Genomic DNA, 16,205 nt, shown 5'->3' on the forward strand with positions numbered 1-16,205 from the left:
TGTTGAAAACCTCTTTCGGGTCGCGCCCCGCCAGAAGCTGATCCAGGGTGTCCTTCTTGATCGCCATATGCGCCCTCCACCGGCGTCACTATGGCCCCGCACACAAGATTCCTGACAGTCCCAGTCCGCCGTCTCGACGGACAGTCCGTCGCACGCATCCACGCCGACCTGACGGCGGAAATATCAGACTTGCCGACCGCGCACCGGCTCGCTGAGAACGCAAACGTCGCCTTCATGGGCGACACCAAAGGCGGAGCCTTCGACATTGAGGGAAGCTTGGCGCGCGCTTGGCTCACCGAACCGCTCAACGCCAACGGCCGGCCCAATAGCGACGTGCTCGCCCCTTGGATCAATGGTCTCGACCTGACGCGGCGCGGACGCGACATGTGGATCGTCGACTTCGGCTGGATCATGAGCGAGCGCGAAGCGACGCTATACGAGGCGCCGTTTTCACATGCCGTCGAAAAGGTGAAGCCGGAGCGAGAGGGCAATCGTCGGGCGACTTATCGCGACAATTGGTGGCGGCATGTTAAACCACGCCCGGCGATGTGGACTGCGCTGCGCACCGAATCAAAGACGCGTTATCTCGTGACGCCAACAGTCGCGAAACATCGTGTCTTTGCGTGGGTCGAAACCGGCGTCTGTCCGGATCACCAACTCATCGCCATTGCCCGCGACGACGACACGACCTTCGGCATTCTGCATTCGCGCTTCCACGAAGCGTGGTCGCTGCGGCTCGGCACATGGCTCGGCGTCGGCAACGATCCGCGCTATACCCCGACCACCACCTTCGAGACCTTCCCCTTCCCCGCCGGCCTGACGCCGAACATTCCCGCCGCCGATACCGCCGCCGACCCGCGCGCGCAAAGAATCGCCGCCGCCGCGAAGACGCTCGACGATCTGCGGCGCGCGTGGCTCAACCCGCCCGATCTCATCGAGATCGTGCCCGAAGTGACGCCGACCGCAGCAGCAGGCGAGGCGCCGGGCCGCTATCCCGACCGCATTCTGCCGAAGAATGTCGAGGCGGCGGTCAAGCTCAAAGCGCGCACGCTGACCAATCTCTACAACCAGCGCCCGCGCTGGCTCGCCGATGCGCACGAGGCCCTCGACCGCGCGGTGGCGAGCGCCTACGGCTGGCCGGAGGACGTCGCGACCGACGACGCCCTGCAACGCCTGCTGGCGCTCAACCTCGAACGCGCGGCGGCGCAAGCAAAGGCCGAAGGCGAAGCGGGCTGAGGCGTCGCTCGACCCATGACCGGGCCTCGAAGCCAAGCCCGTCCTCGCCGGCCGTCGATCGATCGGCGGCGCTCGGGTCTTTCGGAATCTCAGAATATGTGATATGTTTGTCTTCGGTTCAACTTTCCCTTTTCGGACCCGCCCGCCGATGAACGAGACCGTTTCCCCTTCCCTTTCCTCCAACGCGCGCGGTCCCGTCGGTCCGGCCGGAGACGACGCGCCGGCTGGCCCGGCGCCGGCCTTGACGGCGCGTAAGATATTGATCTTACGTTGTTATCTCCTGCAGCGTCAAGCGTTTTGCTTGACGTTGCTTGACAAACCTTGACGAAATTTGACGCGACTTGACGACGGCGCTTGACGGCGCGCGCGGCGCTGAGCGAGCGCGAGGGCGCCCTCAGGCCAATTCCGGAAAATCCTCGATCCTGAATTCGCGCTCGGCGCGCGCGCCGACTTCGGCGAGTTCGGCTTCGCGCTGGCGAAGCGCGACGCGGCGGATCTTGCCCGACATGGTCTTGGGCAGCTCGACGACGAACTCGATCCGTCGGATGCGCTTGTACGGCGCGAGCCGATCGCGCAGGAACGTGAACACCGACAGCGCGACGGCGCGGTCGCCGTCCTCGGATTTGGCCAGCGTCACATAGGCCTTGGGCACCGTCATGCGGATCGGATCGCGCGCCGGCGTCACCGCCGCCTCGGCGACCAGCGGATGCTCGAGCAGCGCGCTTTCGAGCTCGAACGGACTCAGGCGATAGTCGCTCGACTTGAACAGGTCGTCGACGCGGCCGACATAGGTGAGGAAGCCTTCGCCGTCGCGCGAGGCGATGTCGCCGGTGCGATAATGTTCGCCCTCGATCGCCTCCAGCGCGCCGTCGTCGTCGAGATAGCCGGGCGTCAGTCCGAGCGGTTGGGCCGAGAGCGGCAAAGAGATCTCGCCGTAGTCGGATTCAAGTCCCTCGACGTCGAGCAGCACGACGCGATAGCCCGGCAGCGGCCGCCCCATCGCGCCGACCACCAGCTTCTGCCCCGGCGGATTGCCGACCATCATCGTCGTCTCGGTCTGGCCGTAGCCGTCGCGCAGCGTCAGGCCCCAGGCGCGCCGCACCTTCTCGATCACGTCCGGATTGAGCGGCTCGCCCGAAGAGCAGATCTCGCGCAACGCCACGTTCCACTGGCCGAGATCGAGCTGGATGAACTGGCGCCAGACGGTCGGCGGGGCGCAGAACGAGGTGATCGGATGGGCGGCGAGATCGTCGAGGACGGCGCGCGGCTCGAAGCGCCGCGCCAGCGCGACCGCGGTCGCGCCGGCGTTCCATGGCGCAAAGACGTTCGACCACGCGTGCATGGCCCAGCCGGGCGAAGAGATGTTGAGATGCATGTCGTCGGGCTGCAGGCCGAGCCCGTACATCGTCGTCAGATGGCCGACCGGATAGCTCGCATGGGTGTGCAGCACCAGCTTCGGCTGCGCCGTGGCGCCGGAGGTGAAATACAGCAGCAGCGGGTCGCTCGGCAGCGTCGGCGCGTCGGCCTCGAAATGCGGGCTCGCCCGCATGAGCTCGGCCCAGTCGCTCCAGCCCGCCGGCGCGCCGCCGACCGCGACGCGCGCCAACAGGCCGTCGCCGCGCCCCTCGAATTTCTCCGTCGCCGCCGTCTCGGCGACGACGAGGCGCACGCGGCCGCGCGACAGGCGTTCGGCGACGTCGGCGTCGGCGAGCTGCGGCGGCGCCGGGATGACCACCAGGCCGAGCTTCATCGCCGCCAGCAGCGCGATCCACAGCGGCGCGACATTGCCGAGCATCAGCAGCAGTCGGTCGCCGCGCTCGGCGCCGAGCGCGCGCAGGGCGTTGGCGACCCGCGAGGAAGCCTCCGACAGTTCGGCGAAGGAATAGGTCTCGGTCCGTTCGCTGAGCAGCACCAGCGCCGGCCGCTTGCCGTTGGGGCCTGCGGCGAGTTCGTCGTCGAACCAGTCGAGCGCCCAATTGAAGCAATCGAATTTCGGCCAAGCGAATTTCGCTTTGGCGGTCGAATAGTCGGTCCGCAGCGCGAGAAGGAAGTCGCGGGCGTCTTTGAATTCTTCGCTCGGCATTGTCAGGTCACGCGTCCCGGCGCGGCAGGACCAGGCAGGAAAGGCCCGGCAGGTCGGATTCCCGGCGCGCCGCGGTTATCTGCCACAGCGGCCTGCCCATCGAAAGAGCTTTCGTCAATTCGATGACGCCCTCTCCCGCATTTGCTCGGCGCGACTGCGTCGACCGCTACCCTCGCCTTTTCTTCGGCGCGTAAGGGTTCTCGCCGCCCGAGCGCATGGAAAGCCGGATCGGAACGCCGAAGAGACCGAACGTCTCGCGCAGGCCGTTGACGAGATAGCGCTTGTAGCTCTCGGGAATGTTCTCGACCTGGTTGCCGAACAGAATGAAGAACGGCGGCCGCGCCTTCGGTTGGGTCATGTAGCGGATCTTGACCCTGCGGCCGGAGACCGCCGGCGGCGGCGTCGCCTCGACGACCGGCGCCAGCCAACGGTTGAGCCGTCCGGTGGCGATGCGCTTGTTCCAGACTTCGTGAGTGGCGATCACCGCCTCGAGCAACTTGTCGACATGGGCGCCCGTGAGGCCGGAAACCGGGATCACGCGCGTCCCCTTGAGCTGCGGCAGCAGGCGGTCGGACTCGGCGCGCAGCTCCTGCGCCTTGCCGCTCTTGTCGTCGACGAGATCCCATTTGTTGAGGCCGATGACCAGCGCGCGGCCCTCGCGTTCGACCAGATCGGCGATCGTCAGATCCTGCTTCTCGAACGGGATCGTCGCATCGAGCAGCAGCACGACGACTTCGGCGAAACGCACGGCGCGCAGCCCGTCGGCGGTGGCGAGCTTCTCCAGCTTCTCGACCACGCGCGCGCGCCGGCGCAATCCCGCGGTGTCGAACAGCTTGATGCGGCGACCGCGCCAGTCCGTCTCGAGGCCGATGCTGTCGCGCGTCAGGCCGGGCTCCGGCCCGGTCAACAGCCGCTCTTCGCCAAGGATGCGGTTGAGCAGCGTCGACTTGCCGGCGTTCGGCCGGCCGACGACGGCGATCTGCAACGGCCTTTCCGGATCGTCCTCGCTGCCGTCCTCCTCTTCGCCAAGGACGAGCGGCGCCGCCGCGTCTTCCGCCGACCCGTCGCTGTGAGCGCTCTGCGGCAGGACGGCGGCGAGCGCGTCGTAGAGATCGCTGAGGCCCTCGCCGTGTTCGGCGGAAATCGCGATCGGGTCGCCGAGGCCGAGGCTGAAGGCTTCATAAGCGCCGTCGCGCCCGGCCGACCCTTCCGCCTTGTTGGCGACCAGGATCACCGGCTTGCCCGAGCGGCGCACGCCTTGGGCGAAGTGACGATCGCCTTCGGTCACGCCGGCGCGCGCGTCGATGAGGAAGAGCACGGCGTCGCAATCGGCGAGCGCCGCCTCGGTCTGGGCGCGCATGCGCCCCGCCAGCGTCTCGCCGTCGCCGGTCTCCAGGCCGGCGGTGTCGACGATGGTGAAGACGAGGTCGCCGAGCCGCGCTTCGCCTTCGCGGCGGTCGCGGGTGACGCCAGGCTGGTCGTCGACCAGCGCCAGCTTGCGGCCGACGAGCCGATTGAACAGCGTCGACTTGCCGACGTTGGGCCGGCCGATGACGGCGACTTTGGCGCTCATGGTCGCTGGCGCCGCCGCGCGCTCACTTGGCCGGACGGTTGGCGGCGACGAGTCCGAACAGGCTTTCGGCGCTGCGCTTCTCCGCCGCCGGCGCTTCCGGATCGGCGACGACGAGATCGAGCTCGCGGCCCGCTTCCGAATAGTCGCCAGCGTCGAGCGCGATCACGCCGAGCGCGAGCCGCGCGGTGAAACGATAGGCGCCGGTCGGCGCGGCGAGCGCTTCGAAGGCGGGTTTGGCCGCAGCCACGTCGCCCTCATCCAAGCGCAACAGCGCGCCGCGCAGCTTGGCCGCGTCCTGGAACAGCGGGCCGATCGAGCGGTCGGCGGCGAGCGTGTCGTAAACGGCGAGCGCGCCCTTGGAATCGGTCTTGCTTTGCACGGCGGCGCCGGCGAGGCGCGCGAGCGTCTGATAGCCGTGCGGCGCATTGGCGGCGAGCGCGGCGAGCGCCGCCTGAGCATCGGCCTCCTTTCCGTCGCGATCGAGCGCCAAGGCCTGCTGGAAGGCGGCGCCGGCCGCCTGCTGCTCGGCGAGCTTTCGATTCTCGTAAAAACGGTAGCCGCCGGTGGCGAGCACAATCAGCGCCGCGCCGGCGATGATGAGGTTCTGGTGCTTCTTCCAGAACTCGAGCGCCTTGTCGCGGCGGACTTCCTCATCAACTTCCTGAAAGATGTCGCTCATCGTCTTACCTGTCGCCTGTGGCGACCGCTTCTGGCGCGCCGCCGCCGCGAAGCGAGGCCGTTAGCACGTTGGGCGGGCGAAAGCGAGCGATCCGGCCAGGAGAGTCGCCTGCCGCAGCCGACGCTCCAAAGCGCCGGCGGCGCCGGCCAGCGGACCCGGCTGGGCGCCGCCCCACAAGGTTCGGTTGGCCTAATGCCCAAGGTCGGCCGCAGGACCAGGCCCGCAATTTCGAATATGCAATTGCGCAAGCAGCCGTCTCGCGCCGATCAATGCGCCTCGATTTTGGCGCTGGATCGTGCAGGAGTTTGCAATCAGGCGTATATCGGTTCGCCCGAACCAACTCGCCCGCGCGGAACTGTCTATGTTAGAGTTCGCGCGCGTTCCTTACAGGTCGCGATTGAGAGGAAGCCCAATAATGGTCGATACCACATCGAAATGCGTCAACCGCCGCACTGTGCTCTTCGCCGCCGCTGGCGCGGCCCCGCTGCTTGCGCTCGGCGCAGGCTCGGCAAGCGCGGCCGGCCTGCCGCAGACGGCCGTCGCCTATCAAACGACGCCGAAGGACGGCAAGCAGTGCGACCAATGCAACTTTTTCGTTGCGCCGTCCTCGTGCAAGTCCGTGGCGGGCACGATCGCGCCGACCGGCTGGTGCAAGCTGTGGGTCAAGAAGGCCTGAGCGGAAGTACCCAATTTTTCAATCTGGCTTCCCTTGGCGCTGCCAAAGTGGAACCATAAGGTTCGAATCGCGAAGCGCGCCCCCGCCAGGGCTGAACTTGGCGAGGGCGCGCGCGCTCGTAGAGGGGAGAGCGCATGCGAATGAAGAAGCGGGCGGCCCGTTTGGACGCACGGCAGGTTCGAAGCGGCGTCTTCGCCGCCTCGGCGCTGCTCGTTGCTTTCGCACTATCGTGGCTGTTCGCGACCGACCCGGCCAATGCAGTGCCGAGCTTCGCCCGCCAGACCGGCCAGCCCTGCGCCGCCTGCCACACCGCCTTTCCCGAGCTGACGCCGTTCGGCCGCCGTTTCAAACTCGCCGGCTATACGCTGCAAGGCGGCGATTCCAAGTTCCCGCCGATCGCGGCGATGCTGCTGCCGACCTTCAGCCACACCGCGGCGCCTTACGATTCTCCTTCGTCTCCTAGTCTTCAGGCCGTGCCTCCGCCGCCAGGGCTGCACGCCAACGACAATTTCGTCACCCAGCAGGCGACTGTCTTCTACGGCGGCCAAGTTTACGGCAATCTCGGCGCCTTCATCCAGGTGACCGGCGATCCGGTCGGCGGCGCCGTGAACCTCGACAGTTCCGACGTGCGCTACGTCGACAGTTTCAAGTTGTTCGACAAGGACGCCTACTGGGGCGTGACCGTCAACAATTCCCCGACCGTGCAAGATGTGTGGAACACGACGCCGGCATTCGGCTGGCCGCAGGCGACGTCGGCGGTCGCTCCGGCGTTCACCCCGCCCGGCACGCGCATCGAAGGCGGCTGGGGTCTACCGGCGATCTTCGGCGCCGGCGCCTACATTTTCTGGAACGACGTGCTTTACGCCGAGCTGACCGCCTATAGCGGCGTCTCCAAGACAGTCAGCGAGGCGCTGGGCGACGAGCCCGGCACAACGCCTGACGTCTCCCAGGGCGTGCAGCCGTACTGGCGGCTGGCGATCGAGCCGCACTGGGGCGACCACTACCTCGAGGTCGGCACGTTCGGCATGTACGGGCAGATCGTGCCGCAGAGCGCGTTCGGCTTTGGCGTCGACACCTACACCGACGTCGGCTTCGACTCGCAGTACCAGTACGACGGCGACAAATACAGCGTGACCGTCAAGCTGACTGACATTCTCGAATACCAGAGGCTGAGCGCCAGCGTCGCAAACGGCTTTGCATCGAACACCAACGACCGACTCAACAGCTTCAAGGCCAACGCGTCATTCGTGTGGGACCACACCTACAGTCTTGGCGCCGGCTATTTCAACGTATCGGGCACAAACGACTGCCTGATTTACGGACCCTGCGGCTCCAGCCTCAGCGCCAGCAGCAGCCCCAACGGCGACGGCCTCATCGCCGACGTCGCCTACTTGCCGTTCAGCCACGGCAGCCCAGGCCTGTACTCGACCTGGAACGCCCGTCTCGGCGTGCAGTACACGCACTATCTGCACCTCTACGGCGGCACGACCAATTTCGACGGCAGCAACCTCGGCGCGATGCACAACGCGTCGGGCAACGACACGTTGTTGCTTTATGCTTGGCTGATGTTCTGAGGCCGGCGCGGCGACGACGAAGGGAGGAATCGCGCATGCGGAGCGAAGCCGACATCCATGGCCTGCCGCGCAGCGATCGCGTTGTGCGAAGAGTCGAATATCCACGCCTCGCAGCGCTCGCCTTGGCGGCGCTGATCGTCGGCGCAACGGCGGCGCGCGCCGACGTCCTCAATTTCCAGGCCGATCTCACCGGCGGCCGCGAAGTGCCCTCCAATGACAGCCCGGCGACAGGCCATGTTGATGCGACCTTGGACACCAGCACCAACATGCTGACGTGGACGTGCGTCTACTCACGCCTCTCCGCGGCGCCGATCGGCGCGCATTTCCACGGGCCGGTTTCCTATGTCGGCGCGACATCGGAAGAAAACGCGCCGATCCAGGTCGGAACACCCGGCAACCTGGCGAGTCCGTTCAGCGGCAAGGCCGTCATCGACGCCACCCAGGCGCAGGACCTGAAAATCGGCCGCTGGTACTTCAATCTTCACTCGACGAAGTTCCCCGCTGGGGAAATTCGCGGACCCGTCGTTCGGAAATAACGCGAGACGTCAGCGTGGCGCTCGTACTCGCGGCGCCGAACGACAGGCGCTGAAAGGCCTCGACCGGACGAGCGAAAAACAAGGGAGAAGCGCGATGCCTCGCGACGGCGCGGCGCGAAGCGGACGCGTCGGCGGTCGGGCGCTTGTCGCCGTCGGCCTCGCCGCCGCGCTCTTTGCGCCGGGGTCCGCATTCGCTGAGGACGTGCAGCCCAAAGTCTCGCCCGACCTCATCGACGACGTCCCGTCGACCAAACAGGACCCCTACCCCGCTTTCGACAATTTCGCCTGGCGCGCTTTCATCGCGCTGGCCTGGCCGGCAAAGACGGACCTGGCCCATCGCGGCGAGCCCGACCGCACGAAGACGCTGGCCGACCCTGGCCCCCGCGTGTGGGAGACCTTCAAGGCGCGTTACGAAGTCTTTCAGCGCGGGCCCGACGGCCAGCCGCTCGCGCCGGCAGAATGGGCGAGCTATGACGGCGTGAACCCCTGCGGCGCCGACGCTGACAACCGCGCCAAGACTCTCGCCTCGTTCGTTTCCTTCGCCGATTTCAATCAGGCGAGCTTCACGCCGGGCAGATTTCTCGGCCCGCTGGTGGCGCAGAATGGCGCCTATGTACGCTACGAGGTCAGGATCAACGAGGCTGAGTTCGACTCGATCGTCGGTCACCACTGGTTCGAGCCCGACCGCGCGCCGTCGCTCGCATCACCGGCCCATTTCGAGGTCGGATCGATCGCGGTGAAAGCGGCCTGGCGCATTCTCGACCAGACCGACACCCCCGCCGTCCGCAGCCGCTACTACGTCGTCACGAGCGCGCAAGTGGTCGACGTCGCCAAGAGCCTCGCCGCCGGCAAGCCCGTCTGCGCCGCGCACGACATCGCCTTGGTCGGACTGCACATCACGGTCAAAACGAAGTACCGGCCGCAGCGGCTGTGGAGCACGTTCGAGCAGGTCGACAACGTGCCGCCGATCGGCCGCGGCGACGCGCGCGAACCGGATGCGAAGGACGCCAACGCGCCCTATTCGTTCAACGACCCGGCCAAGGAGCAAACCGACATCGAGCCGCCACTGGACTCGCCTTCGGCCCAACCGGTCGGACCGACCAACCCACCGAAGACTGATCCCGAGCCGACGCAGGTCGTGCGCAGGCGGCCGATCAATCCCGAGACCATGGCGGTGAACCGCGCCTACTGGTCGCTGCCGGAGATCCGCGGCACGGTCTGGGCCAACTACATGCTGGTGGCGACGCAATGGCCGACGGTGACGCAACCGCCCACGCCCGATAACGATGGGCGGTACTTTCCCGGCCCGCGCATCGATCCGAACACGCCCGGCGAGCCCTATCAGGTCGACGAAAAGAAAGACGAACCGGACGAGAATCTCGCCAACGTCACGATGGAGACTTACGCGCAGGATGCGCCGGCGAGCTGCATGTCTTGCCACAACGCCGTCTCCAACGCGCTTGGCCGCGACTTCGTCGCGATTCTGCCCGGCGGCGATTGACGTCGCCCCGCGCGAGGCGCTGTCACTTCGCCTTGTCGAGGACCCTGACGCCGACGATCGCGTAGCGGCCGGCGTCGATGTCGAAAGCAACGCGGTCGCCGACGTGAACGTCTGCGCTGAGGCGCAGCGGCTCGACGCGATACATCATCTCCATCGCGCACATGAAGCCCTTGATCGCCTCGTGATCGAGGGTCAGCCACCCTTTGGCGTAGTCGACCGCGGTGACCACGCCGACACCGTGAAAGACGCCAGTCGCGGCGGTTTCCTGCGCCTGCGCCGAAGACCCGTCGACAATCTGCGCCGAACCGGCGCCGCGCTCGTCGGCGATCGCGCCCCACGCCGCGGCGGCAACGACGACCGAAACCTTCGCAGCGCGCGCCAGCGGCGCCGACATGGCTTTCTCCCTCGGAGCGGCCGTTGCGGTTTATAGCACGCTTCCTCGGTCCGCGGCGACAGCGGTCGCGCGCCGCTGACCGGTCGTCAGTCGAATTCCATGATTACGGCGTCGACCGCCAGCGAGTCGCCGACCTTGGCGACGATCTTCTTCACCGTCGCGGCGCGCTCGGCCGAAAGCTGGTTCTCCATCTTCATCGCCTCGACGACGCAGAGCGGGTCGCCGGCGCGCACCTGCTGACCTTCCTTGACCGCGATCGACTTGACCAGACCTGGCATCGGGCAGTGCAGCGCGCGGGATAGATCCGCGCCCTCGCGCTCGATCATCAGCGCGGCGAGCGCGGCCTCGCGATGGGTATAGACGCGCGCCGCGACCGCGACGCCGCGATGGGCGAGCGCGAAGCCGTTGAGGATCGCGCGCACCTGCACCGCGGTCGACTTCTCGTCGATGTCGCCGCGCCACACCGGCTCGCCCGGCGTCCACGGCGAGTCGACGCGCAGCCTGCGCCCATCGGCGAACACGACGTCGACGCCGCCCTCGCGCGGCTCGACTTCGACGTCCACGCGCGTCGCGCCGAGCAGGACGGCGCGCTTCAGATCGAGGGACCGGTTCCAGCCGGCGCGAAACTGTCCGGAAAGCTCGCGCTTACGCACGTTGTGGACGTGATCGACGTGCACGGCGACGGCGGCGATGACGGCCTGCGTCTCGCCCGCCGCGACCAGCGGCGAGAAGCCGTCGGGAAATTCCTCGGCGATGAAACCGGTCGACAGACGTCCCGCGCGCCAGCGCTCGTGCTGCATCAGCGCGGAGAGGAACGGAATGTTGTGGCGGATGCCGTCGATGACGAAGGCGTCGAGCGCATTGGCTTGCGCCTCGATCGCGCTCAGGCGGTCGCCCGCGTGGGTGACCAGCTTGGCGATCATCGGATCGTAATGGATCGAGATTTCGCCGCCCTCGTAGACGCCGGTGTCGTTTCGCACCGTGACGCCCTCGACGGTTCCTTCCGCCGGCGGGCGATATTTCACCAACCGCCCGGTCGAGGGCAGGAAGCCGCGCGTCGGGTCCTCGGCGTAGACGCGGCTCTCGATCGCCCAGCCCTCGAGCTTCACATCGGCCTGGGTCAGGCGCAGAGGCTCGCCATAGGCGCTGCGGATCATCTCCTCGACCAGGTCGACGCCGGTGACGAGCTCCGTCACCGGATGCTCGACCTGGAGCCGCGTGTTCATCTCGAGAAAGTAGAAGCTGCGGTCCTGTCCGGCGACGAATTCGACCGTGCCGGCCGAGTCGTAGTCCACCGCTTTGGCGAGCGCGACCGCCTGCTCGCCCATCTTGCGCCGGGTCTCATTGTCGAGCAGCGGCGACGGCGCCTCCTCGATCACCTTCTGGTTGCGGCGCTGGATCGAGCATTCGCGTTCGCCGAGATAGACGACATGGCCGTGCTTGTCGCCGAGCACCTGGATTTCGATGTGGCGGGGATTGACGATGAACTTCTCGACGAAGACGCGATCGTCGCCGAACGACGACAAGGCTTCGGATTTGGCGCGCGCGAAACCCTCGGCGACCTCCTTGCGCGAATGGGCGATGCGCATGCCTTTGCCGCCGCCGCCCGCCGAGGCCTTGATCATCACCGGATAGCCGATCTCGTCGGCGATCTCGGCGGCGCGCTCGGGACTGTCGATGACGCCGATATGGCCCGGCACGGTCGAGACCTTGGCGGCGTTGGCGAACTTCTTCGATTCGATCTTGTCGCCCATCGCCTCGATGGCGCGCGGATTCGGGCCGATGAAGACGATGCCCTCAGCGGCGAGCGCGTGCGCGAAGGCGGCGCGTTCGGAGAGGAAGCCGTAGCCCGGATGCACCGCCTCGGCGCCGGTTTCCTTGCAGGCGGCGACGATCTTGTCGATCAGCAGGTAGGACTGCGCGGCCGGCGGCGGGCCGATGGCGATCGCCTCGTCGGCCATCTCGACGTGCAGCGCGTCCTTGTCGGCCTCCGAATAGACCGCGACCGTCTTCACGCCCATCTTGCGCGCGGTCTTGATGACGCGGCAGGCGATTTCGCCGCGGTTGGCGATGAGAATCTTGTTGAACATTGGCGTCCCGGCTCGGAAAGCCCCGAGCCCTCCCCCCTCGCGCCGTTCTTAGGAGAACGCGGGCGGCGCGTAAACCTGAGCGGCGCCTCGCCCGCCTAGCCCATTCGGCTAATCGTCGGCCTTCAGGCGGCAGCCGTCGTCGGAATGGTCAGGCCGCGTTGCACCGCCGGCCGCGCCAGCGCCATCTCGAGCCAGCGCGGAACCTCTTCGAATGCGCTCCAGCCGACCAGATCGCCGGCGCCGTAGAACCCGATCAGATTGCGCACCCAGCCGAGGATAGCGATGTCGACGATCGTGAATTCGTCGCCCATCATCCAGCGACGGCCGGTAAGGCGCGTCTCCAGCACGCCGAGCAGGCGCTGCGACTCCTTGCAGTAGCGCTCGAGCGGGCGCTTGTCCTCGATCTCGCGACCGGCGAATTTGTGGAAGAATCCGACCTGGCCGAACATCGGCCCGATCGACGCCATCTGGAAGAACACCCACTCCAGCGCCTCGTAGCGCCTGGCCGGGTCGATAGGTATGAGCTTGCCGGTCTTCTCAGCGAGATAGATCAGGATCGCTCCGGATTCGAACAGGCCGAGCGGCTTTCCGCCAGGCCCGTCTGGATCGATGATCGCTGGGATCTTGCCGTTGGGATTGAGCGACAGGAACGCCGGCTCCCAGCTCTCGTTCTTGCCGATGTCGATGCGGTGCGGCTCGTAGCCGAGCCCCAATTCCTCGAGCGCGATCGAGACCTTCACCCCGTTGGGCGTCGGGGTCGAATAGAGTTGAATAACGTCCGGACGCTTGGCCGGCCAGCGGGCGGCGATCGGAAACGAAGAAAGGTCGGCCATCAGGCGGAGATCCTTGGCGAGCGAAGACGCCCTACCTAGGCGCCCGCGGCCGATTTTCCAGCCGTGCGGCTCTCCTTCAGCTCGCCCGCGCGGGTTTGAGCGCGGCGCCGACGCCCGGCCAGGCGCGCGCCTGCGCCGCGGCGACCAACGTCGCCGGCGCCCGGCGCGCTTCGCCGAGCGCGGCGGCGAGCGCGGCCAGCGCGTTGGCCGACTCGCATTCGTCGACCCGCGCGCTCAGCCATTTCGCTTCGGCTTCGCCCAGCACGCCCGGCTCGCCGGACTGCCAGACGGCGTGATCGACGATCTTCTCGACGAAGAATTCGGTCCAGGCCGGCGCGTTGGCGAGACCGGCGCGTTCGACCGCGAACAGTTCGTCGGCGGCTTCGCGCGACACCTCGCCCGACGCGAACACCTCGCGTCTAAGCCAGGCGACGTCCATCGCCGTGATTCTGCGGCCGTGGATCATCGCGGTGATGATCGTGCGGCTTCTGTCGACCTGAAACGCCATGACCCGACTCTGTTCGACGCCCCACCGCCTTTGCCGCGGCTTTTTGTGAGGTCGAAAATGGGCCGCAAACTTTGCCAGGCCGTGAATCCGTTAACGCGATTGGTTTGAGGGTTAAGGCGCCGCCAATGCTGATGGTTTCGAGAGGATGAAACGCCGCGCAGGCCACCAAGACAGGCGGCGCGCGGGCCGCCGCGCCGCCGCCTGGCGAAACAAGGCGAAGCGAGACGAAACAGAAGCGAAACGAAACGAAATGGAAGCGACGCCAGGCGAAGCCGGCGATTGCGCTTTGGCGCGCCGTAAGTCGTTGATCGTCAAGGGCGGCGAAACCAGCGATTGCGCAGCTACGAGCGTTTCCAAAGGCTTGGGCCCCATTTCATTTCGCACGACATTCGCGCCACGCGCCTCGTCGCGCCTCGCGCTGAGCCGTGACTCGTCGCGCCTCGCGCTGAGCCGTGAAAGCAGAAGGCATAGTCTACCCGAGTTTCGCCTTTTCAGAAAGACAATTTCGAAAGGCGGCGCGGCGCGCTGTTCACTCGACGATCGCCTTCCGCTGCGACGACGGGCTGGTCGAGGTTCGCCCGCTGTTCGAGCGCGCGCCTCACTTCGTCGACCTGATCGAGGCCGGCCCTGACGAGTCCGCCTTCACGGCCTTGCGCCGCAACGACGCGATCGGCGGCCCGCTCGCTTTGCCTGCGTTTCAGGAGGCTGTCCGGCGCCAACTCGGCCGCGCGGCGACTTCGGCCAAGCGGGGGCGAAAGCCAAAGGCGAGCCGCAGGGAGGCGGGATAAAAAGGGAAAAAGGCGCTTGGCGCCGTAATGCCCGCAAGCCGCGCCGACGTCGCAGCCGTTCGATCCGTCCGCGCGCCCTGCGGCGCGCCCGTCATTCGCCGCGCGGATAGCGACGCTCAGCCTCGAGGACGTTGAGATCCATGTCATTGCGCATATAGCGGCGCGCGGCGGGCTCGTAGGGCTGGAAGTCCCACGGCGTGTATGTCCCTTGGCGCAGCGCCTCGTAGACGATATGGCGGCGGCACTGGCTCGCTCGCACCGCTCGGTCGTAGGCGGCGAGGTCCCAGCGCGCGGCGAAGCGGCGCTCGAAGTCAGCCCAGACTTCGCCATGGTCGGGGCGGAGCGCGAGATTTTCGAGTTCGTGAGGATCGTTGTCGAAATCGTAGAGTTGCGGCGGATCGGGCGGCGCCCAGATCGCTTTCCATCTTCCGTCGCGTAGCGCGACCATCGGCGCGACGGAGCCCTCGGCGGCGTATTCCATCGCCACTGCTGATCGACTGCCTTCGCCGTGGGCGAGCGGGACAAGGCTCTCGCCGTCGAGCCACGCCGCTCCGGCGCCAAGCGGCGCGCCAGCCAGTTCGCAAAGCGTCGGCAGGACGTCGAGCGTCGAGACCGGCGTCTCGACGCTGCGCGGCGCCCAACCGGGCGCGGCGATCATCAGCGGCACGCGCGCCGAGCCTTCGAAGAACGACATCTTGTACCAGAGGCCGCGCTCGCCGAGCATTTCGCCGTGATCGGAAAGGAAGATCACTGCGGTCGTGTCCGCCATGCCGCCCCGATCGAGAATGGCCAGCACCTCGCCGATCTTGTCGTCGACATAGGAGATGTTGGCGAAATAGGCGCGCCGGGCGCGACGAACCTGTTCGGGCGTCGGGTTCGTCGCGAGCTGGCCGCAAGCGATCATCAACCGCTGCGAGTGGGGATCCTGCCGCTCGAACGGGATCGGCGGAACGGCCGGATCGAGCGCTTCGCTTTCGGCGTAGAGGTCGAAATACTTCGGTCGCGCGACATAGGGGTCGTGCGGGTGGGTTAGGCTCACCGTGAGCGACCAGGGGCGCGGGTCGCGGCGACGCGACAGATCGTGCAGTTTGCGCGCCGCGTGGTAGGTGACCTCGTCGTCGAATTCGAGCTGGTTGGTGATCTCGGCGACGCCGGCCCCGATGACCGAGGCCATGTTGTGGTACCACCAGTCGATTCGCTCGCCCGGATTGTCGTAGTCGGGCGTCCAGCCGAAGTCGGCGGGGTAGATGTCGGTCGTCAAGCGCTCCTCGTAGCCATGGAGCTGGTCTGGACCGACGAAGTGCATCTTGCCGGACAGCGAGGTCTGATAGCCGGCGCGCCGAAGGTAATGAGCGAAGGTCGGGACGTCCGCAGGAAAGAGCGCGGCGTTGTCGTAGACCCCCGTCTTGTTCGGCAGTTGCCCCGACATCAGCGAAGCGCGCGAAGGCCAGCATAGCGGGCTTGGGGCGTAGGCGTTGCGGAAGCGAACCGACCGCTCGGCGAGCGCGCGCAGGTTCGGGGCGTGCAGAAACGCCGCCGGCCCGTCGGGGAACAGCGTGCCAGTGAGCTGATCGACAATGAGAATCAGCAAGTTGGGCTGAGATTGCGGCATCGTGATCGGCTCCCGGTTCGACGACAAATGATTATTCTATTATTTCGATCGACACAAAAGAATATCTCTCGGCCCGCCGCGCCGCCCGATCCGTTGCCGTGCGAGGCGCCTGAAAGCGCGCG

General features: G+C 66.9%; 13 protein-coding genes. 5 read left to right on the plus strand and 8 right to left on the minus strand.

The window, feature by feature from the left end:
* Window positions 1-189 precede the first annotated feature (189 nt).
* The gene (locus tag ABSF49_RS14485; RefSeq protein WP_424113363.1) at window positions 190-1,236 is read left to right on the plus strand and encodes a type IIL restriction-modification enzyme MmeI; all 1,047 of its coding nucleotides are present in this window, start codon (window positions 190-192) and stop codon (window positions 1,234-1,236) included.
* Window positions 1,237-1,630: 394 nt separating this feature from the next.
* Here ABSF49_RS14485 and ABSF49_RS14490 read toward each other — a convergent pair whose 3' ends face one another.
* The 3 genes from ABSF49_RS14490 to ABSF49_RS14500 all read right to left on the minus strand — a co-directional run bounded on the left by ABSF49_RS14490 (window position 1,631) and on the right by ABSF49_RS14500 (window position 5,571).
* On the minus strand, window positions 1,631-3,319 hold the full coding sequence (locus tag ABSF49_RS14490) for an AMP-binding protein (RefSeq protein WP_424113364.1): 1,689 nt from the start codon (window positions 3,317-3,319) through the stop codon (window positions 1,631-1,633).
* Window positions 3,320-3,485: 166 nt separating this feature from the next.
* On the minus strand, window positions 3,486-4,892 hold the full coding sequence (der, locus tag ABSF49_RS14495; RefSeq protein ID WP_424113365.1) for a ribosome biogenesis GTPase Der: 1,407 nt from the start codon (window positions 4,890-4,892) through the stop codon (window positions 3,486-3,488).
* Between the two features lie 22 nt (window positions 4,893-4,914).
* The gene (locus tag ABSF49_RS14500) at window positions 4,915-5,571 is read right to left on the minus strand and encodes a DUF2659 family protein (protein WP_424113366.1); all 657 of its coding nucleotides are present in this window, start codon (window positions 5,569-5,571) and stop codon (window positions 4,915-4,917) included.
* Between the two features lie 415 nt (window positions 5,572-5,986).
* On the opposite strand from ABSF49_RS14500, the gene ABSF49_RS14505 reads away from it, so the two are divergent.
* The 4 genes from ABSF49_RS14505 to ABSF49_RS14520 all read left to right on the plus strand — a co-directional run bounded on the left by ABSF49_RS14505 (window position 5,987) and on the right by ABSF49_RS14520 (window position 9,858).
* Complete coding sequence (locus ABSF49_RS14505; RefSeq protein ID WP_424113367.1) at window positions 5,987-6,247, plus strand: high-potential iron-sulfur protein; 261 nt, start codon at window positions 5,987-5,989, stop codon at window positions 6,245-6,247.
* 161 nt (window positions 6,248-6,408) lie between these two features.
* Window positions 6,409-7,821, plus strand: coding sequence for a hypothetical protein (locus ABSF49_RS14510; protein WP_424113368.1), 1,413 nt, complete (start codon window positions 6,409-6,411; stop codon window positions 7,819-7,821).
* A gap of 122 nt (window positions 7,822-7,943) precedes the next feature.
* Entirely contained in the window at window positions 7,944-8,357 is a 414-nt protein-coding gene (locus ABSF49_RS14515; protein ID WP_424113369.1) for a CHRD domain-containing protein, read from the plus strand.
* 94 nt (window positions 8,358-8,451) lie between these two features.
* Window positions 8,452-9,858, plus strand: a complete 1,407-nt coding sequence (locus tag ABSF49_RS14520) for a hypothetical protein (RefSeq protein ID WP_424113370.1) — start codon at window positions 8,452-8,454, stop codon at window positions 9,856-9,858.
* 22 nt (window positions 9,859-9,880) lie between these two features.
* Here ABSF49_RS14520 and ABSF49_RS14525 read toward each other — a convergent pair whose 3' ends face one another.
* The 5 genes from ABSF49_RS14525 to betC all read right to left on the minus strand — a co-directional run bounded on the left by ABSF49_RS14525 (window position 9,881) and on the right by betC (window position 16,083).
* Window positions 9,881-10,252 carry a copper-binding protein gene (locus ABSF49_RS14525; protein ID WP_424113371.1) on the minus strand — a complete coding sequence of 124 codons (372 nt, stop codon included), beginning with the start codon at window positions 10,250-10,252 and terminating at the stop codon, window positions 9,881-9,883.
* An 86-nt stretch (window positions 10,253-10,338) separates the two neighbouring features.
* Window positions 10,339-12,342, minus strand: a complete 2,004-nt coding sequence (locus tag ABSF49_RS14530; protein ID WP_424113372.1) for an acetyl-CoA carboxylase biotin carboxylase subunit — start codon at window positions 12,340-12,342, stop codon at window positions 10,339-10,341.
* 122 nt (window positions 12,343-12,464) lie between these two features.
* Window positions 12,465-13,175: a glutathione S-transferase N-terminal domain-containing protein gene (locus tag ABSF49_RS14535; protein WP_424113373.1), complete on the minus strand. Its 711-nt coding sequence runs from the start codon at window positions 13,173-13,175 to the stop codon at window positions 12,465-12,467.
* A 76-nt stretch (window positions 13,176-13,251) separates the two neighbouring features.
* Window positions 13,252-13,683, minus strand: coding sequence for a hypothetical protein (locus ABSF49_RS14540; RefSeq protein WP_424113374.1), 432 nt, complete (start codon window positions 13,681-13,683; stop codon window positions 13,252-13,254).
* 879 nt (window positions 13,684-14,562) lie between these two features.
* On the minus strand, window positions 14,563-16,083 hold the full coding sequence (gene betC / locus ABSF49_RS14545; protein WP_424113375.1) for a choline-sulfatase: 1,521 nt from the start codon (window positions 16,081-16,083) through the stop codon (window positions 14,563-14,565).
* Window positions 16,084-16,205: the final 122 nt, after the last annotated feature.

The sequence above is a fragment of the Roseiarcus sp. genome (assembly GCF_049514155.1).
Classification (GTDB): Bacteria; Pseudomonadota; Alphaproteobacteria; order Rhizobiales; family Beijerinckiaceae; genus Roseiarcus.